The sequence below is a fragment of the Paenibacillus nuruki genome, assembly GCF_963311185.1.
In the GTDB taxonomy this organism is placed as follows: domain Bacteria; phylum Bacillota; class Bacilli; order Paenibacillales; family Paenibacillaceae; genus Saccharibacillus; species Saccharibacillus nuruki.
In genome coordinates this window covers 2623442-2645048 of sequence record NZ_OY725677.1, presented here as the reverse complement: position 1 = coordinate 2645048, position 21607 = coordinate 2623442, and the positions used below count along the sequence as shown (strand labels likewise).

Here is a 21607-nt window from a genome sequence, read left to right as displayed (position 1 = left end):
AGAACTCAAGTTCGTATATAATCCATATGGGAGGGATTAACTATGTTAGATGATTCAGAAAGAAAGCTATTTAGAGTAATCTATAATCACTTTGCTCAACACCGTCAGATGCCTAATTTTGCATTTTTACAACGTAGTACTGGTAAATCTAAGGCTCAAATCCAACTGAGCTTAAATCAACTTGTAGAAGACGAATACATTCAATGGGATGGCTCTGATCCGTTATCTATCCTTATGCTTAAACAACCAGGTACTAATAAAACTATATCTGTAGAAGATGGTTCTAAGTACTTTACTGAACATTAAAAGACCCTTCCATAAAGGAAGGGTTATTTTTATTTAATTGAATGTATATATTGATCTCATTATGCAGTGTAATAGCTGTCAATATTGCATCTTCATGGTTAGTTTTTTTACTTAAATAATTTAATGATAAATTTGTTGGTGAACTGTTTTAATTAGAATTTTCATCAGGATTACTTTTCTTATCTTTATGTAGATTTATCCAACTGTTTTTTTCTTGAGCAAGTATTTCTTCAACTCTTTCTACCAATAAAAAGAAATTATCCTCATTATTATATGGATTTACTCTAGTTAAAAATAAATGTTTCTCACGCTTCAACATTTCACATGTATCACGATATGATGTCCATATTTCATAATACTTGCCTATACTAATAAAGCCTTCCATAGCCAAAACAGTTGCACCTAGAAATGCAATAATAAAAATTAAAAATATGTTATCTGGAGAAATGATAGATAATACTGGAATTAAACCAGCAGCTATAAGTTCTATTCTTTTGAGCCATTTATAAGTTTTTTGTGCACTTTTGCTGGTATCATCATACCATTTCATTTGCTGTTCAAGTCGATCTTTCATATAGTCATATTCGTTCATGAAATTGAATTCTCCTTATGTTTAAAATAACTTTATTTACAAAAAAAACTAAATATACTTATAATTAGTTTAGCTGTTAAATGAGGAGGAGTAAAGAGAATGAAAGTTTTTATTAGTTGGTCTGGAGATAGGAGCCAAAGAGTAGCTGAATTATTGAAAGATTGGATTAAATGTGTTTTACAAGCCGTAGAACCTTGGGTATCTACTAGTGGAATTGGTAGTGGAGAGGTTTGGTTTAATAGCTTGTCTACACAATTAAATGATACTTCAATAGGAATTATTTGTTTAACAAAAGAGAATAAAAACAAACCGTGGATTTTATTCGAAGCAGGAGCATTAGCTAAAGAAATGAGTAAAACAAAAGTATGTACATTTCTTATAGATTTAGAAGCTAGAGAGATAGAAATGCCTTTGGCTCAATTCAACCATACTGAATTTAAAGAAGAAGATATATATCGCTTGGTTTCCACAATAAATAATGAGTTATTAGATAAAGCCTTACCTTTAGATATATTGACAAAAGTATTTACAACTTATTGGCCTCAATTTAAAACAAACTATGAAGACATTATTAATAATGTACCAGAGAAGACAGTTGAAAAAACTAGAAGTAATGAGGACGTATTAGATGAAATTTTATACAATACTAGAGATTTAAGAAAAAGAGTATTAGATTTAGAGAAAAGCAAAACAGAAAAAATTGACTATAAAATATCTGATAAAATGGTTAAGTACCTTACAGATGAAAATCATAATAAAAACAAAAATGAATTATTATCAAATGGATTATTCATGGAAGCATTAAAAAATATGCCTTTTCCTAAAAATAAAAATGATAGGGAGAGTTCTTAAAACATATGCTGTTCTTTATTTGATATTTTCAAGTGAAATAAAAATTAATTATTACTAAATATGAATTAATTTTTAGAAAAAACATGATTAGACAATGATCTATTGCTAAACTAAGTATATGTAAAAGAGGGATCTAAGTACTTTACTGAAAATTAAAAGACCCTTCCATTATGGAAGGGTTATTTTTATTTCTTTAATTGAATGTACGCATTAATCTTATTATGAAGTGTCATAGCATCTGTAATAGCTGTGAAAGCTGCATCTTCATAATGCGCTTTGTCGTATTTCGATAACTCAGGTGATAAAGATAAAGACTTTTGAATATAAGCATCATAGACGAGAGTAAAGTATAGATTAAGGCGGCTAGCCAACTTATCATCTTCAGTAGAGATTAGTTTTTTATCGGCATTATCTAATGTTTGTTCAATTTTAGATTGCTGATCTGTAAAAACTTTTTGGTAATCAGATTGTTTTACAGATTGAGTGGCTACTAAGTCGACATAAGAACGCATATCTTTACTAATCTGGGTAAACACTTTGTTCATTTCATTTGTAGTTAAATTATCTTTACTATTGCTGTCAGGATTTATTGGAGTTTCACTACATGTATTACATACATAATAATCGGCAGCTGGATCGCCAATACTGTTGAGGTACATTAATACACCTCTATTCTCATCAGTAAAGCCTTCTGTATAATTCTCTAGGCTGATTTCGACAATTTTATTTTTGATTGTTTTAAACTCTAATTGTGGATCAGAATAATCCGTTCCGTAACCATAATAAATAGCATTACCGTCTGAGAATGTTTGAAATGGTTTTCCCATAGTATTCAATAATTTTGTTTTTGAATCTCCTACAACTGATCCGTTTTTAATACCCTGACCGTTTTTATATACTATTACATAAGATAGTATCCCACCTCTGAAGTAAAGATACTGATCATCATCATAAAAAGCTATCGTACTTCCATATTCCTCACCGTCTATTTCATATTTCATATCTTTAATTTTGGGAAGTAAGTCAGAAAAAGATTCTCCTAATTTCCAAGTGCCAAGGATAGTATATCCAGGGTATTTTTTTTCTATAATTTTTGCTGTTGGTTTTTTCTGAGGAACTGGATTTGTTGTAGCTGTAGTTTCAATTTTTTGAGTCACAGAGGCAGTAGCAATTTTTTGTTGGGGCACTATGTTAGATGATTGATCACTCTGGTAAGAACATCCTGATACAATAAATAACATCAATATAAATATGTAATTTTTAAGTTTCATTTCTAAATTCTCCCTTTGGTTTTGAGAATAGTATATATGAACTAGACATATCATGCTATATTTTTGGTGGGTTATACAAATTATTCTTGTAAATCCTTTTTTCTACCGTATAATTTATTTATTAACTGACAGGACGGTGTGTAGTGGATTCTATTATCTATGTTTTATTAGGAACATTAGAAGCTTTTGTAATGATGTCATTAATTCTAAAAATATATAGGATGCCTGTATGGGGATATCACCAATTAATTTTTGGGTGTTCAGTATTGATATCACTCTCTTCTTTTTTTATTAGAATGGAAATTGAAATGCCAGTTTTAGATACTCCTATCCAATTTCTAATATTCGTATTTTTCTTAAGGTATGCTATGGGAATGAAAACACATTTAGCAGCTTTTATAACAGGTGCAGGGTTGTCAGCTTATTACTCATTACAACTCTCAATATACTATTTGTTTATACTCTCGGGGTTCCAACAGAATTTAATACACCAGAATACAGGACTGGATGTATATATTATTCAATTAACTTCTATTACATTTGCCATCATAGCATGTATAATCCTTAAATTTAGAGGTTTAGGATTTTCCTTTATTATTGAACCTCCTCATGATTTTTTTAGAGAAGAAGATTACGGATCATCTGCAAATAAAATGGTTCTGATCAGTGGAGTGTTATCTTTTGCAACAGTGTCATTAGCATTGTTTATCTTGTATTATGCTAATCCATTATGGCTAGTTTTAATGACATTAATAACCTTTGCTGTTTCTTATTACTTTTCCAAAAACGGGAGGGCGACGATGTTAGAGAAGCTATCGAATCTTATCGCGGTAGAAATCAATAAACACTCCCCAACTTCAAATATTGAAATCATGAGATATGAATTAGGTATTTGGTTGAACTATATAACAGGAGCAATAACGACCACTGTATTAGGATTAATTAGTGATCATCTTTTTGGAGCATGTTTGTCGTATGCTTCTTTTGTAATGATAAGAAAATTTTCAGGTGGGGTTCATATGGAATCACTCACCTGGTGCGCACTAATTTCTGGATTACTTTTTACGATAATAGCTTTGATCAATATCAATAGTAACGTTGTTTTAATAATCACAATCATCGCATTACTTTTGTATCTGCTTTATGCTCCTAATGAATTCGAAGAATTGATTACTTCTGAAAAAAAATCTAATTATTTTAAAATGATTTCCGTTATTATGGTTAGTATGAATTTATTTATTTCATCTTCTGTACTAGCACTCACCTTTTTACTACAAGCATTATTGATTTTGCCTGTGTGGAATTATGTGAAGGGAGGTAAGGCGATTGAATAAGAAAACTGTATATAAAAGAATCGGAGATATTTTAGAAAGAAATGCTTACAAATCTGCTAAAAAACGTAAAGGTTTGATCGGAGCGCAAAAGCTTCCAAAAGCATTGAAGGATAAAAAATAAATGACAGAAGCTATAGATTTTTGGGAAAGAGAAATGTACGGAACCAATTTAGAAACTAGAGAATCTGAATTTTTTTTCGTACGAGACATACTTTATGTAGATATGTTTTCTCCTAAATCCAATTATAGAATACCTAGATTTCATACTAAGACAGCTTCTTATCAAGCTACACTTACGATGGAAGAAGTTAAATATGGTCTTACATTTCTAACCAAACTTGATACTGGTACAATGGTAAATATGCATAACGTAGAGACTGTAGAAGATTTAAAATGGAGATTAATGGTGTCTTTTAAAGAATGTAATAAACGTATTGAGGTTGCATATAGTCGTAAACCTATATTAAAACATTTAATAGAGCCTAAAAAATAGGCTCTATTATCATTTTAGAAAGTATATGTCAACACAAACTTATACTAGTATGAGTTTGTGAAGATCAATGTCATATTTCGACAATAATTACATATATGACATGATAGACTTAATTTGTAAGTAAGAAGTTGAGAATCGAAGAGTAGTTATTAAGATCAATACATATAGAGTACCTATAGGTACTCAAAATCTCAAAGGAGTGCGGCGGCAACCGCAAAGCTTACTTCAATATTCCCATTCGTAAAGGTCTTCCATATGCACAGACAAAATCTGAGAAGCCATATACATTGCTTCAAGACTCATTTTCTTAGTGTTTGTACAGTAGAAAGAAATCATCCTTCTCGGAATACCAGTACGTCTGGAAAACTCGGCTTGTGACATATCGCGCCGATCAAGCCAATGTTGTAGTAAGCATCTCCCACGAGATACTTTGATCATTTTAAGCTCCTTCTTCGAAGAAAGGAGGGCACAAACCCATGAAGATTATACCATCCGACCCCTAACCAGTAAATGAGAACACTTACAGAACAAATTAATTAGGGGGATTACCTATGAAATTAAACTATAATAGAAATCTTTTTAAATTATTAAGAGAGTCTAAAAATATGACCCTAGAAATTGTAGCTTCAAAAGTGAATATTTCAAAGCGAAAACTTCAAACGTATGAAGATGATTTCGGAAAAACTCCAGTTCATACAGCTGTAAATTTACTTATTTTTTATGAGAAAAGTTCAAAGCTTAATATTTTTCAATAAATTGCTTCATTATATATGAAATATGCGGATGTAAAAAATTCTAAGTAGATGATCTACTTAGAATTTTTTCTGCCCCAATATTGCCCCGATAAATTTAAAAAGGTTTGATTTATTTTGAAAAGACTAATTAGAAAATTCCTTATAATATTGGGTTTTCTAAATGAATTAAAAGGTTTTGATTAAAGAAAATAATCAAGTTTGAGATGGAAGGTTCTATCGGTTAATTCCTTTTATAGTAAGGATTTTGAATTGAAAAGAGGGACAGAAAAGGGGATTGCCCCGATTCTGTCCCTTTTTTTGTTAAATAAATGTATTTTTATATGGACTAAGTTAATTATTTTTGATCTACATATAAAAAAGCTGAGCAAAAGCGCTCAGCTCGGTTAGTCTAAAGATCTGTCCAACAAAAGGCATTTGATTGAGAAGAACAACCAGCTGGCTCAGCGGCTGAAGCAACAGCACCTACAGACAAAGCAAGAATAGCAGTTAATCCTAAAATAGCTAAATATTTTTTCATATGTAACACCTCTTTCTTTAGATTAAAAAATACTATATCAAATAATTATATCTAATGGAAGTATATGTAATATATGAGTAAGAGATATTTTATCTTAACCAGACATAAGTAAAATAGAGAGGTATGACGAAGATCCAATATAAGCAAGAGAGAATTGATCGTATAGCAATCATCAATTAAGGGATATTACGAATTGAATAATGGATTGGAATTGTAATAGTTGTTTCTAAGGAAGCGACTATTTTATTTGACATAGATGAGATATATCAATGAATAAATATACTTAATATAAATAAACAATTTCAGAATATCTTGAAAATTTTTAATATATGTGTTGCCAACCACATATATCTATAGTATTATTTAGTTGCCGGCAACATAAATATATTGGAGGAATGTGAAATGAAAAATATATGGGACTCTATAAATGTAGGTCATATGAAACTTAATCATCGATTAGCCATGGCACCGATGACTCGAAGTCGTGCACATGCAGATGGAAGACCAGGCGATTTAGCGGCTCTGTATTACGCTCAGCGAGCTTCACTTGGACTTTTAATCAGTGAAGGAACGCAACCTTCTGATGATGGTCAAGGGTATTTAACAACTCCAGGTATTTATACAGAAGATCATATTAAAGCATGGAAAAATGTAGCGGATCAAGTGCATGAAAATAACGGTTATCTATATATTCAATTGATGCATGTCGGAAGAATGTCTCATCACGATAATACGCCACATCATCGTCAAGCACTGGCACCTTCAGCTATTGCTCCTCAAGTAGGTATGTTTACAGCAGAAGGAATGAAAGATATTCCCATTCCTAAAGAAATGACTATAGAAGAAATTGAACGTACGATTCAAGAGTTTCGTCATGCTGCTGCGTCGGCGATTCGTGCGGGTGCAGACGGTATCGAAATTCATGGAGCAAGTGGCTACTTATTCCATCAGTTTTTTGCCAACAATGCTAATCATAGAACAGATCAGTATGGAGGTACGATTGAGAATCGTGTTCGTTTTGCTTTAGAAGTCGTAACTGCTGTTGTAGAAGAGATTGGAGCAGATCGTGTAGGTTTTCGGATTTCCCCGGGTATGGCTCTTGGAGGAATCGTGGAAGAAGATGCTAATAAAGAGTTGTACCTTTATCTAACGAACCAATTGAATGCATTGAATCTCGCTTACTTGCATATCGTATCCAATCAAAATGATGAATTTCTCAAAGAAGTTCGCCAAGCATGGAAATCGGTTTTACTCGTTAATCGACCGGATCGCGCTTTAGAAGATATTGGAACAGATATCGAAAATGATCTGGCAGATATCGCACCTATAGGTCGTTGGGCTATCGCTAATCCAGACTTTGTAGAACGATTGAAAAAAGGTACAGATCTGAACGAACTTAACCCAAATGGATTGTACGCAGGGGGTCGTGAAGGATATACTAATTATCCTACACTAAAAGAAAAGAAGTGATATAACGTGACACAATCATCTGACATTTCAAGTTATTCAGCTAATTTTTCTATATTTGCTTTGGCACGATCACATAGAGGATTGGCGGCGCAGTTATTACGCAAAATCGGATTATATCCGGGACAAGAAATTATGTTGATGCAGCTAGGTGACAAAGATGGGCAATCTCAAAATAGCTTGGGAAGAACATTAAGACTGGATCATTCGACAGTCGCAAAATCGGTAAAGCGCTTAGAAGATGGTGGATTTGTTATCAGAAAGCGATCCGAAGAAGATAAACGAATTACAAACGTCATGTTAACAGATAAAGGTAGACAGGCTGTAAATGAGATTGCCGAAGTATGGAAAGCCTTAGAAGACATTACTCTAAAAGATATTTCAGAAGAAGAATTGAAAATGTTTATACGCATTTCTAACCAGATGACTGCCAACGTAGAAGCCTTTTTAGATATCGACGACACGTTATAACAAAGAAATAAAAAATTCAATCAAGATACAAGGAGATGACCACATGGGAAAAATGAATGCGATTGTTATTTCTAATTACGGTGGACCTGAAGTCATGGAATTAAAAAGTATAGATATCCCTATTCCTCAAGCCGGACAAGTGCTTGTACAGATCAAATATGCGTCTGTTATACCGTTAGATTTTAAAATTCGTAATGGCTGGCTCCAAGCGGTATTCCCAACTTCGTTTCCTTATATTCCGGGTAACGCTATGGCAGGAGAAATTGTATCTGTAGCTGCTGACGTCACAGACTTCCAACCTGGAGATCGTGTCTTTGGAATCGCTAATGGTTCCTATGCTGAATACAGTGTAGCTGCAACCAACCAATTAGTGAAAATGCCAGATCATCTGAGCTTTGAAGATGCAGCGACTATTAAAGGTGGTGCAGACTCTGCTTGGAAAGCTTTATTCACAGAAGGAAATCTAGAAAAAGGTCAGACGGTACTTATTCATGCAGCCGCAGGTGGTGTAGGTCAATATGCTGTCCAATTGGCTAAATGGAAAGGGGCTACTGTGATCGGAACAGCATCTACTTCCAATATTGAATTTATCAAAGAATTAGGTGTAGATCAGGCGATTGATTATACAACTACTTTGTTTGAAACAGAAATTGATCAAGTAGATGTAGTCGTGGATCTGGTGGGTGGAGAAACAGAAGATAAATCGTGGAGCTTACTGAAAGAACAAGGGATATTGGTATCTCTAGTAAAACAACCTTCACAACAGAATGCGGACTTGCATCATGTCACCGCCAAATTTAATACTCAAAACCCTACACCAACCGATTTGGAGATCATCACCCGTTTAATAGCCGACAAAACGTTAAAAACAGAAATAGATAGTATTTTCGATTTGAAAGATGCTTCAGAAGCTTTGCAAAGAAGTGAGAGTAGACGAGGTAGAGGCAGAATTCTTTTGAAAATCTAAAAGAATATTTATTGTTAACATAATCATTTGACGATAGAAGTAGTGGAACTTTATGCTAGGTAAAGTTTCACTACTTTGTATATCGACAAGTCTTTTTTTGTATTGTTTTTCATAGTGAATGTCGATTATTAAAATCTATTTTAACTAAAAAGGAATGAACTACTATGAAAACCAGGCAAGAAGCGATAGATTACTGTATGGCATACGATAATGTATATGCAGATCATCCGTTTAAAGATGACAACTGGACTTTAATCAGACACCAGCACAACAAAAAAACGTTCGTATGGATTTTTGAAAGAGAAGATCATATCTGGATCAATGTGAAATGTGAACCGGGTATGATCGAGCAGTGGCGCGAAGAATATGAGTCTATCATACCTGCATATCATCTCAACAAAGACCATTGGAATTCGTTGAGATTGGACGGTTCTATTTCGGCAAAAGATATGAAGTACTTAATCAGTACCAGTTATGAAATGACCAAGTAATATTCTGTTATACAGTCCTTATCTATAAAGGCAAAGTGAATGGTTCGTATCTGGGAAATAAACTATCTTTATTTTCTTGTGTTAGGACGGAATGCGAATTTCTTTTTGCTCTTCCCAGCAGAAGCTGAGAAAGAAGTATACCCACCTGCATACATCTGACCAATCTGATACCCATGTGCCTTGGCAAGTTCTGCGGGATTGATCTGCTCTTCTTGTTCCAACAACTTCAATAATACTTTGGCAGTTGCTCGCGCGTCTTCTAGTGCATCATGATGGTTAAAAGTAATGCCATAATGGTTCGAGATCACATTTAATTTATGAGAAGGCATATGTGCCAGTATTTTTTTGCTGAACAGATACGTACAATAATAGTCAAAAGCAGGATAATCCAGTAGCGCATGATCTAGACAATAACGTAACACACTCATATCGAATGAAGCATTGTGCGCCACAATCGATTTATTTTCAAAAAAAGGCAATAGTGTTGGCCATAACTCTTGAAAAGTCGGCTGTCCTTTGACCATCGCAGGCGTAATCTTGTGAATACTGATATTCATAGGATCGAAATGTTGATTAGGGTTAATAAGCCATTCTTGTTCAAAAACGATTTGTCCTTGAGAGACTTCCACAATACCGATGGAACAGGCGCTAGATCGGCTGGAATTCGCAGTCTCGAAGTCAACAGTAACAAAATCCATAATGATCTACACTCCTATCTAAAGTGATGCTATATATTCTTTGTTGATTCATGATCAATTAGTACATCTTTTAATTATTTCATGTTTATCTTCAAATTACGAACTTTTTAGAACAATGAATAGGTGTAAATTGATTATAAACAATTAACATAGCCACACTTCTAAGATATAAAAACACAAAAATAGCTGAGAATATAAACTCACTCTCAGCTAAGTCTGAACAATGACATGAATAACTTACATAAAAATTTCTTCAATATCCAAATTCGATTGCATCGCCAAGTCTGTGAATCCTTTATCCGTTTTGATCAATGGACGGAAGAAGTCAGATGGGTTAGTCATAATAATCTGACCAACTTCTCCAGAACTGAGCAATACTTGTTTGCCTATAAAATTAGGCAACATATTTCGGATAAACGTTTGCGCGGTTTCGGCGTGCAATTGACCAAAGCTCATTTTGTGTAGTTCTTTCAATACACGTAACAATTCTTGTTTGGTCTGATACACTCGTGCTGTCGTCATAGCGCTGTATACATCCGCTACAGCTGTAATACGTGATAAAGGGTGTATTTCATCAAGGCTAAGTCCATGAGGGTATCCTTTGCCATCCATACGTTCATGATGTTGCAAAGCAACCATTGCACTGATCTTATCTCCTGTAGATTGCATAATGATATCATGACCATAAATCGTATGACGCTTCATTTCTTCGAATTCTTCTGTAGTTAGCCGACCGGGTTTATTTAAAATATGACTCGGTATTTTGGATTTACCTACATCGTGTAGATAACCGGCTTTGCCTGCTTGATATGCTTCTTGTTCTGTATATCCCATCCATGTCGCTAAATAATAAGATAACATCCCTACTTGAAGAGAATGAGTATAGGTATAATTATTATCATCGTTGAGAAAAAGTAAAACAGATACGACATCTTTTTGTTCTTGTAATTCTGTAAGTAAAGGTTCTAGCTTGGCATCTACTTGACTGCCATCGAATTCTCCGCGCGCCGCAGCATTCAAAAATAAATCTTCAAATCCTTCTAAAGCGCTATTAAATTGAACTTTAGCATCTTGAAGGGGATGGCTAGATAAAGATTGGCTAATATCGGCAGGTTCTGAGAAAACTTCTTCAATGTCGACATCATCCACACCATGCTGTAGCAGCTTGGCAATATCTTCCCGCTGAAGAGTATGGCCCTTTTGCATAATATGAATGCCGAATGTATTGAATGTATCTCTAAGAAGCGTATCTCCCGGCTTCAAATCGGTAACATGCACTCTCAATAGTGGGCACCCCGTTTATTAAACAAATTGTAAATGTATCATATCAGGAAAAAAAAGCAGGATCAATGGTTAAAATCAGTTCCTATAGCTCAAGATTTTGGCTGAGTAGGGTTCCAAGGACCTGTCTGAACCCCTTTCCACTCTGAACCATCTGCCCAGATCTCTTTTTTCCAAATTGGTACGGTTTCTTTGAGACGTTCTATAGCAAATCGACTGGCTTCATACGCATCATTGCGGTGAGCAGAAGAGACAGCAATAATCACGCTGGTCTCCGCTATGCCAACAGTTCCTATACGATGACTGATCGCACAACGTGTTCCTGTCCATGTGGATGCAATATGATCTCCAATCTTCTGTAACTGATGAAGTGCCATAGGTATATAAGCTTCATATTCTAAATGAACAGTTTGCATAGCACCTGTCATTTCACGAGTGGTTCCGATAAACGTGAGTGTTGCCCCGTGATTGGGATCAATCACTTTAGCGATCACTTCTTCAGCTTGTAAGGGCTCACTGGTAATGAGGTATAAACCGTCCGCTGTCTGTGAAGTGCTAGGTTCTATTCCTGAGCCACCGGATACAGGAGGAATCAAAGCAATTTCATCCACAGGCTTAATGATATTATCGGCTAAAGCATACTCTTGATTAACAGCTGCGAAGGCTCCTTGAATCATTATTTTTGCATCAGGATATTGCTCAGACAAAAGTTCTTTCATTTGGGCGACTGATATGTCCTGAGATTGCGGAACTTCTATAATAACTTGCGATTTGCCAACACGTTCAGCAAGACCTGCAAATAATCGGATAGTATATTGTTGCATAGTATTAAACGCCTCCATGTGCTTTTTGGATCTCTTTAATATATCATAAGTTCATATAGCTATTATAACCCTAATTCAAGGGATCGGATGCAGGAGGATATACAAATGATAGACATGAATGAAGTTGAAGATACATTAACACTATTACACACGAATGATATCCATAGTCATTTTGAAAATATGGGTGCGATTGCAGCGATAGTAGCTGATCGTAAGCAACAATGTGGTGAAGATCAACTATTGGTACTGGATATTGGAGATCATATGGATCGGATGTCTATCGAGACAGAAGGATCGTCAGGTGGAGCCAATATCGATATTATCAATATGACCGGTTATGATGCGATAACGATCGGTAATAACGAAGGTCTGACGTATACACCAGAATTATTGAATCAAGCGTATGCGGGTATTAGCTGCCCGATTATTTGTAGTAATGTAGAAGAGATAGAGAGTGGTGTTCCGCCTGTATGGATGGAGACACATCGGATTATTCACAAAGGAACATGGAAAATAGGTCTTATCGGAGCAACAGCGCAATATAGCGATTATTATGAACTCTTAGGTTGGAATGTTAGTGATCCTATATCCAGTCTAGCGCCATGGGTAGCCAAGCTACGGGGCGAGGTAGATTTATTGGTTGTATTGTCTCATTTGGGATTACCGACCGATCAGAAGCTTGCGGAGCAGTTACCTGAGATCGATGTGATTTTGGGAGGGCATAGTCACCATGTGCTAGATCGTCCGCTGTGGATCGGGACAACGGTACTTGGAGCCGCAGGCAAATTCGGTCAGTATATCGGAGAAATGGTCTGGAAAAAAGATACACAAGGCGCGCGTGCTCATCTACTGGATGGTGGATTGATTCCAATCACCGAAAATATGGAACGAGATGTCTCTATCGAAAATGCGATTGTTCTTCATCGACAACGTGCAGAAGAACGTATGAATCGTACAGTCGCCATGTTAGAAGCACCTATTGAAATTAATTACGAAACAGAGTCTCCATTTGGCAATTTGCTTGCACAGGCTGTACGTCAATTTACAGGGGCAGAGTTGTCGATCGTGAATGCAGGTCAACTACTGGCTGATCTGCCCGCAGGAGAAGTGACAGAAGGTCTGCTACATCGTCTGTGTCCATCGCCTGTTAATCCGTGTGTAACCTTGCTTCAAGGAAAAAAGATCAAATTAGCGTTAGAGCAATCATTGTTGCCTGAATTTACACACAAAACGATTATGGGATTTGGTTTTCGAGGTAAAGTATTAGGTTGTCTCTGTGTAGATGGCATTGATATCTCGTATGATCTATCACGACCAGCTTATGATCGTATTACTCATATTCAGTTAGGGGATCAACCGCTCGAAGCTGAGAAAGAATACAGTGTAGGTTGTCTGGATATGTTTACATTTGGGATTGGATATATGTCGCTTAGTGAAAGTAACGAGGTCAAATATATATTGCCTGAATTTATCCGCGATCTATTACGGATGCAGTTACAGACACCAGGAGCAGCGTTAGCGTCTGCCGAAAAACGATGGTTTATGGTATGATAAATGAGATCTTGCGTCATATTTTGCATATTTAATGAGTCAAAGAACGTTATGCAATACATGATTTAAGGTTAATACATGAAATAAGGTGAAAGCAAATGACAGTAATACAAAGAAGTGAATGGCCACTCAAAGAGTTATCCCCAAGTTATGATCCGTGGGACCCGTTGCTATCACTTCGCAAGTTTGGACGTAATACGTTAACCAGTGTCGAGATGACGGTGACGAATCTGTGCAATATGCGTTGTGAACATTGTGCGGTTGGAGATTCACTGGTCATGCGTGAACCTGATATGATTCCTTTACCTTTAATGCTCAAACGATTAGATGAAGTAGAACATCTTCAGACGATCAGTATTACAGGTGGTGAACCGACTTTCCGCAAAAAAACGGTGGATGAAGTCATCGTGCCTTTGCTTAAATATGCGCGTGAGCGTGGTATTCGTTCGCAGATCAATTCTAATTTAACATTGGATATTGGTCGGTATGAGAAATTATTGCCGTACTTAGATGTGATGCATATTTCATTTAACTATACATCGGTGGATGATTTTCATGAGGTGGGTTTTGCAAATAGCGGACATCCTGTTCCTCGTGAAGTCGCTGTCAAAATGTATGATAAAATGATTGAAAATTCTCAAATATTAAGCAAAGCCGGTATGTTTATTTCGGCAGAGACGATGATCAATTATCGTACTCATCACAAGTTGCCTGAGATTCATCGATTGATCAAAGAAATGGGTTGCCGTCGTCATGAAGTTCACCCAATGTATGCGGCTGACTTTGCAGCTAATCTACCTGTAGTTTCACTGGCTGAATTCCGCACAGCGATTCATGATCTGTTGGATCATCGGGATCAAGACATGTGGATGTTATTTGGAACATTGCCGTTTTTTGCTTGTAATTCAGAAGTGGAAGATCGTCAATTGATTCAGCGTCTGCGTCGTGAACCTAATGTTACCGTCCGTAATGATCCAGATGGACGTAATCGGGTCAATGTGAATATGTTTACAGGTGATGTATTTGTAACCGATTTTGCAGCGATTCCAGCGTTTGGGAATGTGTCTCATAGTCAGCTTGACGATGTATTTAGCGAATGGAGTAACAATCATCCGTTAAATCAGACTGTCAATTGCCATTGTGATATTGCATCTTGCTGTGGACCGAATCTATTAGTTGCAGATATGTATTACAAAGATACAGATTTTAAATCACGACAAGCTATTTTGTAATTCAATAAGCATTTTGCGTTATCCACTGAAGTAAAATAGAGACAACAACAGAATAACGCAGAATGCTGATTAACTATGGAAGAAATGGGGCGTTCTGGTTGGGCCATTCGGAGTTTGAGATAGGAACTTTAGTATTGAATTTGGCTTTGGTTTTACTGCTCGTATTTTTAAATGGCTTTTTTGTAGCTGCTGAATTTTCACTTGTGAAAGTACGTCATTCTCGCTTGACTCAATTGGAGAGTGAAGGCAACAAGCTTGCAGGATACGCGCTTAAGGTCAACAAGAAGCTGGATGCTTACTTATCAGCTACCCAATTTGGGATTACGCTGGCATCTCTTGGACTCGGTTGGATTGGTGAGCCTGCGATCTCGGAATTACTTGTCGAACCAATTATGTATAAGTTAGGATTCGGTGAATCTCCATTAGTTACGACGATTTCCGTTATTATTGGTTTTGCTGTAATTACATTTCTACATATCGTTATAGGGGAATTGGCTCCAAAATCATTAGCGATTCAGCGTACAGAAGGCGTGTCGTTATTGCTTTCAGCACCATTATTATTCTTTTACCGTGTATTTTTCCCGTTTATCTGGGTATTAAATGCAGCTGCTAACGCTGTATTGCGTACAGTAGGTATTGAACCTGCTAATGAAGCCGAAGCTGCTCATTCGGAAGAAGAAATTCGGATTTTGATGAATCAAAGTGCCAAAAGCGGTGTGATTGATGAAGGCGAAATGGAACTGATGAACAATATTTTTGAGTTCTCTGATTTACTTGCTCGTGAAGTCATGTTGCCACGTACCGATATGACTTGTTTGTATACGAATTTGTCCAAAGAAGAAAATTTGGCGATTATCAATGAAACCAAACATTCACGTTACCCTGTAGCCGTAGAAGATAAAGACCGAATTATCGGTTTTGTGCATATTACAGACGTATTATTATCTCCTGTAAACCAACCGTATGATTTAGTGGCGCTGGCACGACCTATTTTGAATGTGCCTGAATCAATGGAAATTAGTCATGTTTTACAGATGATGCAGAAAAATCATTCTCAATTGACATTAGTTGTCGATGAATATGGTGGAACCGCAGGGATTTTAACCGCAGAAGAGATTTTGGAAGAAATCGTAGGCGAATTGTATGATGAGTTTGAAGATGAACGACCTGATTTGGAACGAGATGGGGATACCATTTCAGTCGATGGACGGATGTTGATCGAAGATGTCAATGAGTTAAGTGGTGTTGAGATCGATGATGATGAAGTCGATTCAATCGGTGGTTGGATGTTTAAAGAGCTTGAAGGTGTACCGGAAACAGGCGGTAAAGTAGAACTGGATGGCGTCACATTCGAAGTGGCTGAAGCGGAACGTCTGCGCATTATGCGTGTACGTATTTATCCTGTTCCTGAGATTGAAGATGATGATAACGATCACGACAATGATTCCGATTAAATAATAGTTGTGCTATACCATAAGTTAGACCTGATTTGAGGGCAGTGTTATGCTGCCCATCATACATAGAGATAGGAGCTACACTGATGAATGAACAGCCGAAGTTACACAAGCCTCAAGCGATGATGTTTGATATGGACGGTACTCTTTTTCAGACAGAAACGGTTCTTTTACCTGCCTATCACAAAACATTTGAAATATTAAAACAAGAAGGTCTATATTACGGAGAAACGCCACCAGAAGAAATTATTTTGAGCTGTCTGGGCATGTTGTTAGAACATATCTGGGAACGTGTTATTCCAGGTGCTGGAGCGCCTACAGTGGCACGAGCGAATGAATTATTGTTACAATTGCAATTAGACGAAATGGAAGCTGGCATCTCTGCAATGTATCCACAAGTGACTGAAACGCTACAGTATTTGCATGATCAAGGTGTACGTTTGTTTGTAGCGAGTAATGGTCTAGAAGGCTATGTTAAAGGCGCAGCCGATGTTCATCAATTAACGCCTTTATTTGAAGGAGTATACAGTGCTGGAGAGTACAATACGGCTTCCAAAGTCGATCTGGTGAAATTATTGATGACTACCCATCATGTGACCGAAGCATGGATGGTCGGAGATCGTTCTTCCGATGTTGAAGCAGGCAAAAAGAATGGACAGGTTGTGATTGGCTGTAATTATGCAGACTTTGGAGATACTGCTGAACTGGAAGGTTCGGATGTGATTATTACTTCATTTGACCAATTAATTACGCTTTATGATCAAGCAGAATAACCTATAAAAATAAGGGGTTTACCTCTATATAAGTGTCCGTTATTTTACTTCTGTAACCAAATCAGTTAATCTGTAAAAGTTCAAATCGCAAATGATTGGGTACAATATAAAAATGATATTAAAGAAAGCAGGGATACAATAATGAATATTTATGACAAAGCTAATGAACTATCGAAATCGATCCGTGAAAGTAAAGAAGTAGAAGATATTACAGCTGCTATGAAACTGATCGAAAGTGACCCAGAAAGCAAACGTATGTTAGATGATTTCCGTACGCGTCAAATGGAAGTTCAACAACGTATGATGTCTGGAGATATGCCGAACCCAGAAGAAATGGAACAAATGGAAAAAGTATTTGAAGTGTTGAACTTGAACTTGAATATTCGTCGTTTGTTCGATGCAGAGCAACGTCTAAGTGTAATTATTGAAGATATCAACAAAATTATTACAGAAAGCTTGAGCGATCTATACGGCGGCGACAACGTATAATTCGTGATCATCTGTTTCAGTAAATAGCTATAATGAAATTATAACAGGTGAATAACTATCCTAAATTTAAAGTATATATTTTTTTGAATACATATGTATTTTTAAAAAGATATATCAAAATAGTGCCATCACAAGCGCCTCTAGCCAGATATCTATGGTTGGAGGCGCTTGTTTTTGTGCTATAATCAATTCAGAGTGATACAGATCAAGAACGGTGGTGTTACAGTTGGAAGAACAGGATGAGACGATTACAAAGCATGAGCAGTTATTACAACATATTGAAAAGCTACAAGTAGGCAGTAAAATTTCTGTTCGTAAACTAGCCAAACATATGGGAGTGAGCGAAGGAACTGCTTATCGTGCTGTGAAAGAAGCCGAAAATATGGGAATCGTAGTGACCCGTGAACGTATAGGTACGATACGTGTAGAAAAGAAACCACGCGGAATCTCAGAGCAACTTACATTTGCTGATGTCGCTGAGATTGTCGGCGGTCAAGTGTTTGGCGGAAGCGGTGGACTGAATAAAACGCTTGTGAAATATGCGATCGGTGCGATGAAAGTCGAAGCGATGATGCGTTATGTTGAAGCAGGAAGCTTATTGATTGTCGGTAACCGTGAAGATGCTCATTCGCTTGCACTGGAACATGGAGCAGCTGTTTTGATTACCGGAGGATTCGGCACGAGTACAGAAGTGAAAGCTTTAGCAGATCAATGTGATTTGCCTATTATTTTATCCCGTCATGATACGTTTACAGTGGCTTCAATGATCAACCGTGCTATTTTTGACCGAATGATCAAAAAGAAAATTATGCTGGTTGAAGATATTATTGCAGGTAAGCCGAAGCCAGAAGTGCTTAAAGCTTCAAGTACAGCTCAAGATTTTCGTGAAATGACTGAGAAAACAGGCTATGCACGCTTAGCGGTCGTAGATGAATGGAATCGAGTGATCGGGATTGTAGGACGAAAAGAAATCGAAGAACTACCCGCAGAACAGCCAATCGAAAAAGTATTAATTCGTCGCCCGATTACAGCGACGTTACAGACTTCGCTTGCTTCAGCCGCACAGACGATGATGTGGGAAGGTGTCGACTTTTTACCAATCGTCGATCGTAATCGCAAATTGATCAGCACCGTGACCCGTCATGAAGTACTGCAAGCGATGAGAGATGCTCAGCAACAACCGAATACAGGTACAGGTGAAACATTCGATCATTTGATCTGGAATGGATTTGCAGAAGAAAAAGATGAAGATGGTGGTATCGTATTTCATGGCTTTATTACTCCACAGATGGCTACCGATTTGGGAACTATTTCCGAGGGAATCTTAACAACAGTCATGATCCAAGCAGCAACACGTACCGCCAAATTACTAAGTGGATTCGATTACGTGTTAGACAATATGAGTACGTATTTTCTACGTCCGATACAGATTGAAGATGCGGTAGTCATTCGTCCAATTGTACTCGAATCCAGCCGCCGCACATGTAAGTTAGAAATCCAAATGTCCTACGATGAACTACCCGTAGCCAAATGTATCCTAACCTTACAATCCATTGACCACTAGCACTTGGCACCATAAGTGCGACCCATTTCAGTAAAAAGTGATTTTTGCAAAGCAAAATATCTTACGATCAGCACTTGGCAGTATAAGTGCGCCTAGTCCAATAAAAAGAAGCACTACAGGATCAACTCACCTGTAGCGCTTCTTTTTTTACAAAATTCCTATTTCATGTATCCATCCTAATCCCACTACAGCAACCCATCATCAGACCTGGAATTTCTCGACCATTCTTTTTAACTCTTGAGCGACATCAGATAATACTTCAGAAGAAGCAGCGATTTCTTCCATCGTAGCTAATTGTTGTTCAGTTGCAGCAGATACCGATTCAATCTCACCTACCGAGGTATTCGTAATATCTGACATTTGATGAACCGAACGGATCACTTGCTCTGTTCCTTTTGAAAGTGTAGAAGAAGCATCTGATACACTTTGGATATTGAAAGTCACTTCTTGTACATACTGACGAATCAGGCCAAATGATTGTTCTGCCGTGTGCACAGCCGAAATACTTTGAAGTACTTCTTGAGAGCCTGCTTCCGTACGATCAACAACTGTGTGAATCTCAGACTGAATACTATCGATTAGAGCACTAATCTGACTGGCAGAAGAAGAAGCTTCATCAGCTAAGTTACGAATTTCTTTAGCCACTACACTAAATCCTTTACCATGTTCTCCTGCACGAGCAGCTTCGATTCCGGCATTCAGTGATAATAGATTCGTTTGCTTAGCGATCTGCGCAATCACATTAACAATCTGTCCTATCGTTTCTGAATGATTGTTAAGACTATGAACCGAACCGGAAAGCTCTCCGAAAATAAATTTCAATTTATTGATTTCCGTATCAGCCGCTTTGAGAGCGGTATCGCCTTCGTTAACTTTGTCTGAAGCCATAACCGCTTTGGACGCCACTTCTTGAGCACTACTTGCGATTCCTTGAATACCATCTGCCATTTGGTTCACGGTGGTTGACGTATGCCCTACATATTCCATTTGACGATCTGAACCTTCAGCCATTTCTTGAATCGATAAAGCGATATGTTGAGAAGCGTTAGACGTCTCACCAGCGCTTGCTGTTAATTGTTCGGATGAAGAAGCAAGATGAAGGGATGTATCTTTTAAATGAGACACCATTTCTCGTAGACTGTTCGTCATCGTCGCTAGAGCATTAGATAATGCACCGATCTCATTCTTGGATTTGATATCCCATGTGGACGTAAGATCGCCATTTGCGACAGCTTCTGTAACTTTAACCAATTGCATAATCGGTTTGGTTAGACGAGTAGAGAAAATGTAACCCGCTATAATAGCAAGAATCAGAGAGATCACTAATATAATAATACTGTTCCGTAATAGAATAGTAGAATCCGCCATAATTAAGTTATACGGTTTTTCACTAAATATACTCCATCCGGTTAACGGATCTTTGGCATAAGAAACCAATACTCGATCTGATTTTTCACCATACGATAGTGTGCCTGCAATCCCTTGTGAAGCACTTTGGAAAGAAGGAGTATCCTTGATATCTTTATCCAGTGAATTCGTATCAGGATGAGCAAGAATCGTTCCCGTACGATCTGCAATATAAGCTGTCTGACCGTTTGTAGAAAATTCTTTGGCATATGCACTCATATTATCTAAAGGTAAAGTCACTTGAAGCATACCACTTAGTGTGTTAGTCGTATCGAATACAGGGTAAGCAACAGTAACGATCTTTTTACCAGTCGTTTTGCTGACCAAAATATCCGAAATCACTTGTTTTTGAGTCGCCATCAATTGTTTGAAATAATCACGATCACTTGTATTGCTCAAATCGCCATCTGAACTTTTAGCAATTTGTTGTCCGTCTGTAGCGGTAAAGATAATCGCTTGAATTTCAGGATGTAATTTGCCGACAGATGATAATAAATTTTTAACTTGTGGTAATTGTGCAGGTATATATTCTTTGATCTCTGGATTCTCAGATAATTGTTGCAACATCTCAATTTCCGAATTAATTAAAGCTGTTGTTTTTTGAAGAACCAAATTCACATTCTGTTCATTCATACTGTACGCATCTTTTTCAATTTTGTTGCTTGTACTAATCATACTGAACGTTCCGTACACCAGTAATGGAATAAGTGCGATTAACGACATAATCATAATCAATTGCTTTTTCATTGTTATTTCCCCCGATAGATAAAATCAATCAAATTTGATATTGATGATTTTATCGGTAAATATTTCAATAA

General features: G+C 36.8%; 24 protein-coding genes. 16 read left to right on the top strand and 8 right to left on the bottom strand.

Going from position 1 to position 21607, the window contains the following annotated elements:
- The first annotated feature begins 42 nt into the window (after positions 1-42).
- Positions 43-306 carry a hypothetical protein gene (locus RCP16_RS11660; RefSeq protein ID WP_308640316.1) on the top strand — a complete coding sequence of 88 codons (264 nt, stop codon included), beginning with the start codon at positions 43-45 and terminating at the stop codon, positions 304-306.
- 148 nt (positions 307-454) lie between these two features.
- Here RCP16_RS11660 and RCP16_RS11655 read toward each other — a convergent pair whose 3' ends face one another.
- On the bottom strand, positions 455-898 hold the full coding sequence (locus tag RCP16_RS11655) for a DUF4231 domain-containing protein (protein WP_308640315.1): 444 nt from the start codon (positions 896-898) through the stop codon (positions 455-457).
- A gap of 99 nt (positions 899-997) precedes the next feature.
- Here RCP16_RS11655 and RCP16_RS11650 point away from each other — a divergent pair, with 99 nt between their 5' ends.
- A complete protein-coding gene (locus RCP16_RS11650) occupies positions 998-1750 on the top strand; it encodes a toll/interleukin-1 receptor domain-containing protein (RefSeq protein ID WP_308640314.1) in 753 nt (250 codons plus the stop codon).
- A gap of 185 nt (positions 1751-1935) precedes the next feature.
- Here the strand turns inward: RCP16_RS11650 and RCP16_RS11645 are convergent, their stop codons facing one another.
- On the bottom strand, positions 1936-3021 hold the full coding sequence (locus RCP16_RS11645) for a hypothetical protein (protein WP_308640313.1): 1086 nt from the start codon (positions 3019-3021) through the stop codon (positions 1936-1938).
- Between the two features lie 143 nt (positions 3022-3164).
- Here RCP16_RS11645 and RCP16_RS11640 point away from each other — a divergent pair, with 143 nt between their 5' ends.
- The 3 genes from RCP16_RS11640 to RCP16_RS11630 are packed head-to-tail and all read left to right on the top strand — an operon-like array spanning position 3165 to position 4848.
- Entirely contained in the window at positions 3165-4355 is a 1191-nt protein-coding gene (locus RCP16_RS11640; RefSeq protein ID WP_308640312.1) for an accessory gene regulator B family protein, read from the top strand.
- Complete coding sequence (locus tag RCP16_RS11635) at positions 4348-4476, top strand: hypothetical protein (RefSeq protein ID WP_308640311.1); 129 nt, start codon at positions 4348-4350, stop codon at positions 4474-4476. The genes RCP16_RS11640 and RCP16_RS11635 overlap by 8 nt, the downstream gene beginning before the upstream one ends.
- Positions 4477-4848, top strand: a complete 372-nt coding sequence (locus tag RCP16_RS11630; protein ID WP_308640310.1) for a LytTR family transcriptional regulator DNA-binding domain-containing protein — start codon at positions 4477-4479, stop codon at positions 4846-4848. It begins immediately after the preceding gene.
- A 225-nt stretch (positions 4849-5073) separates the two neighbouring features.
- Here RCP16_RS11630 and RCP16_RS11625 read toward each other — a convergent pair whose 3' ends face one another.
- Positions 5074-5286: a helix-turn-helix domain-containing protein gene (locus RCP16_RS11625; protein WP_308640309.1), complete on the bottom strand. Its 213-nt coding sequence runs from the start codon at positions 5284-5286 to the stop codon at positions 5074-5076.
- Positions 5287-5399: 113 nt separating this feature from the next.
- Here RCP16_RS11625 and RCP16_RS11620 point away from each other — a divergent pair, with 113 nt between their 5' ends.
- A complete protein-coding gene (locus RCP16_RS11620) occupies positions 5400-5603 on the top strand; it encodes a helix-turn-helix domain-containing protein (RefSeq protein WP_308640308.1) in 204 nt (67 codons plus the stop codon).
- Positions 5604-5991: 388 nt separating this feature from the next.
- On the opposite strand, the gene RCP16_RS11615 is transcribed toward RCP16_RS11620, so the two are convergent.
- Positions 5992-6120: a hypothetical protein gene (locus RCP16_RS11615; protein WP_275094486.1), complete on the bottom strand. Its 129-nt coding sequence runs from the start codon at positions 6118-6120 to the stop codon at positions 5992-5994.
- A gap of 402 nt (positions 6121-6522) precedes the next feature.
- Between RCP16_RS11615 and RCP16_RS11610 the strand changes: the two genes are divergently transcribed.
- The 4 genes from RCP16_RS11610 (at position 6523) to RCP16_RS11595 (ending at position 9516) form a co-directional block, all read left to right on the top strand.
- Entirely contained in the window at positions 6523-7590 is a 1068-nt protein-coding gene (locus RCP16_RS11610; RefSeq protein ID WP_308640307.1) for an alkene reductase, read from the top strand.
- A 60-nt stretch (positions 7591-7650) separates the two neighbouring features.
- Positions 7651-8058: a MarR family winged helix-turn-helix transcriptional regulator gene (locus RCP16_RS11605; RefSeq protein WP_308640306.1), complete on the top strand. Its 408-nt coding sequence runs from the start codon at positions 7651-7653 to the stop codon at positions 8056-8058.
- A 43-nt stretch (positions 8059-8101) separates the two neighbouring features.
- Positions 8102-9025, top strand: coding sequence for an NADP-dependent oxidoreductase (locus tag RCP16_RS11600; protein ID WP_308640305.1), 924 nt, complete (start codon positions 8102-8104; stop codon positions 9023-9025).
- Positions 9026-9189: 164 nt separating this feature from the next.
- Positions 9190-9516 (top strand): MmcQ/YjbR family DNA-binding protein, encoded by a 327-nt coding sequence (locus RCP16_RS11595; protein ID WP_308640304.1) that lies wholly within the window; start codon positions 9190-9192, stop codon positions 9514-9516.
- Between the two features lie 68 nt (positions 9517-9584).
- Here RCP16_RS11595 and RCP16_RS11590 read toward each other — a convergent pair whose 3' ends face one another.
- From RCP16_RS11590 to RCP16_RS11580, 3 genes are all read right to left on the bottom strand, one after another.
- On the bottom strand, positions 9585-10214 hold the full coding sequence (locus tag RCP16_RS11590; protein ID WP_308640303.1) for a 3'-5' exonuclease: 630 nt from the start codon (positions 10212-10214) through the stop codon (positions 9585-9587).
- Positions 10215-10451: 237 nt separating this feature from the next.
- On the bottom strand, positions 10452-11498 hold the full coding sequence (locus RCP16_RS11585) for an HD-GYP domain-containing protein (protein ID WP_137222326.1): 1047 nt from the start codon (positions 11496-11498) through the stop codon (positions 10452-10454).
- Positions 11499-11587: 89 nt separating this feature from the next.
- Positions 11588-12319 carry a molybdenum cofactor biosynthesis protein gene (locus RCP16_RS11580; RefSeq protein WP_137222328.1) on the bottom strand — a complete coding sequence of 244 codons (732 nt, stop codon included), beginning with the start codon at positions 12317-12319 and terminating at the stop codon, positions 11588-11590.
- A 105-nt stretch (positions 12320-12424) separates the two neighbouring features.
- Here RCP16_RS11580 and RCP16_RS11575 point away from each other — a divergent pair, with 105 nt between their 5' ends.
- The 6 genes from RCP16_RS11575 (at position 12425) to RCP16_RS11550 (ending at position 19382) form a co-directional block, all read left to right on the top strand.
- Positions 12425-13870, top strand: a complete 1446-nt coding sequence (locus tag RCP16_RS11575) for a bifunctional metallophosphatase/5'-nucleotidase (RefSeq protein WP_371748084.1) — start codon at positions 12425-12427, stop codon at positions 13868-13870.
- A gap of 98 nt (positions 13871-13968) precedes the next feature.
- Positions 13969-15102 carry a radical SAM/CxCxxxxC motif protein YfkAB gene (gene yfkAB / locus RCP16_RS11570; protein ID WP_069326973.1) on the top strand — a complete coding sequence of 378 codons (1134 nt, stop codon included), beginning with the start codon at positions 13969-13971 and terminating at the stop codon, positions 15100-15102.
- 62 nt (positions 15103-15164) lie between these two features.
- Entirely contained in the window at positions 15165-16556 is a 1392-nt protein-coding gene (locus RCP16_RS11565) for a hemolysin family protein (RefSeq protein WP_069326974.1), read from the top strand.
- Between the two features lie 86 nt (positions 16557-16642).
- Positions 16643-17329: an HAD family hydrolase gene (locus RCP16_RS11560; RefSeq protein ID WP_137222330.1), complete on the top strand. Its 687-nt coding sequence runs from the start codon at positions 16643-16645 to the stop codon at positions 17327-17329.
- A gap of 141 nt (positions 17330-17470) precedes the next feature.
- Positions 17471-17818 (top strand): YlbF/YmcA family competence regulator, encoded by a 348-nt coding sequence (locus RCP16_RS11555; protein WP_069326976.1) that lies wholly within the window; start codon positions 17471-17473, stop codon positions 17816-17818.
- A 226-nt stretch (positions 17819-18044) separates the two neighbouring features.
- Positions 18045-19382: a DRTGG domain-containing protein gene (locus RCP16_RS11550; RefSeq protein WP_069326977.1), complete on the top strand. Its 1338-nt coding sequence runs from the start codon at positions 18045-18047 to the stop codon at positions 19380-19382.
- 201 nt (positions 19383-19583) lie between these two features.
- On the opposite strand, the gene RCP16_RS11545 is transcribed toward RCP16_RS11550, so the two are convergent.
- Positions 19584-21536, bottom strand: coding sequence for a methyl-accepting chemotaxis protein (locus tag RCP16_RS11545; RefSeq protein WP_069326978.1), 1953 nt, complete (start codon positions 21534-21536; stop codon positions 19584-19586).
- Positions 21537-21607: the final 71 nt, after the last annotated feature.

What these genes read in the sequence shown, in the direction of transcription:
- RCP16_RS11660 (WP_308640316.1), top strand. Translation starts at nt 43, where the DNA reads ATGTTAGATGATTCAGAAAGAAAGCTATTTAGAGTAATCTATAATCAC.
- RCP16_RS11655 (WP_308640315.1), bottom strand. Translation starts at nt 898, where the DNA reads ATGAACGAATATGACTATATGAAAGATCGACTTGAACAGCAAATGAAA.
- RCP16_RS11650 (WP_308640314.1), top strand. Translation starts at nt 998, where the DNA reads ATGAAAGTTTTTATTAGTTGGTCTGGAGATAGGAGCCAAAGAGTAGCT.
- RCP16_RS11645 (WP_308640313.1), bottom strand. Translation starts at nt 3,021, where the DNA reads ATGAAACTTAAAAATTACATATTTATATTGATGTTATTTATTGTATCA.
- RCP16_RS11630 (WP_308640310.1), top strand. Translation starts at nt 4,477, where the DNA reads ATGACAGAAGCTATAGATTTTTGGGAAAGAGAAATGTACGGAACCAAT.
- RCP16_RS11625 (WP_308640309.1), bottom strand. Translation starts at nt 5,286, where the DNA reads ATGATCAAAGTATCTCGTGGGAGATGCTTACTACAACATTGGCTTGAT.
- RCP16_RS11620 (WP_308640308.1), top strand. Translation starts at nt 5,400, where the DNA reads ATGAAATTAAACTATAATAGAAATCTTTTTAAATTATTAAGAGAGTCT.
- RCP16_RS11615 (WP_275094486.1), bottom strand. Translation starts at nt 6,120, where the DNA reads ATGAAAAAATATTTAGCTATTTTAGGATTAACTGCTATTCTTGCTTTG.
- RCP16_RS11610 (WP_308640307.1), top strand. Translation starts at nt 6,523, where the DNA reads ATGAAAAATATATGGGACTCTATAAATGTAGGTCATATGAAACTTAAT.
- RCP16_RS11600 (WP_308640305.1), top strand. Translation starts at nt 8,102, where the DNA reads ATGGGAAAAATGAATGCGATTGTTATTTCTAATTACGGTGGACCTGAA.
- RCP16_RS11595 (WP_308640304.1), top strand. Translation starts at nt 9,190, where the DNA reads ATGAAAACCAGGCAAGAAGCGATAGATTACTGTATGGCATACGATAAT.
- RCP16_RS11590 (WP_308640303.1), bottom strand. Translation starts at nt 10,214, where the DNA reads ATGGATTTTGTTACTGTTGACTTCGAGACTGCGAATTCCAGCCGATCT.
- RCP16_RS11580 (WP_137222328.1), bottom strand. Translation starts at nt 12,319, where the DNA reads ATGCAACAATATACTATCCGATTATTTGCAGGTCTTGCTGAACGTGTT.
- RCP16_RS11575 (WP_371748084.1), top strand. Translation starts at nt 12,425, where the DNA reads ATGATAGACATGAATGAAGTTGAAGATACATTAACACTATTACACACG.
- yfkAB (WP_069326973.1), top strand. Translation starts at nt 13,969, where the DNA reads ATGACAGTAATACAAAGAAGTGAATGGCCACTCAAAGAGTTATCCCCA.
- RCP16_RS11565 (WP_069326974.1), top strand. Translation starts at nt 15,165, where the DNA reads ATGCTGATTAACTATGGAAGAAATGGGGCGTTCTGGTTGGGCCATTCG.
- RCP16_RS11560 (WP_137222330.1), top strand. Translation starts at nt 16,643, where the DNA reads ATGAATGAACAGCCGAAGTTACACAAGCCTCAAGCGATGATGTTTGAT.
- RCP16_RS11555 (WP_069326976.1), top strand. Translation starts at nt 17,471, where the DNA reads ATGAATATTTATGACAAAGCTAATGAACTATCGAAATCGATCCGTGAA.
- RCP16_RS11545 (WP_069326978.1), bottom strand. Translation starts at nt 21,536, where the DNA reads ATGAAAAAGCAATTGATTATGATTATGTCGTTAATCGCACTTATTCCA.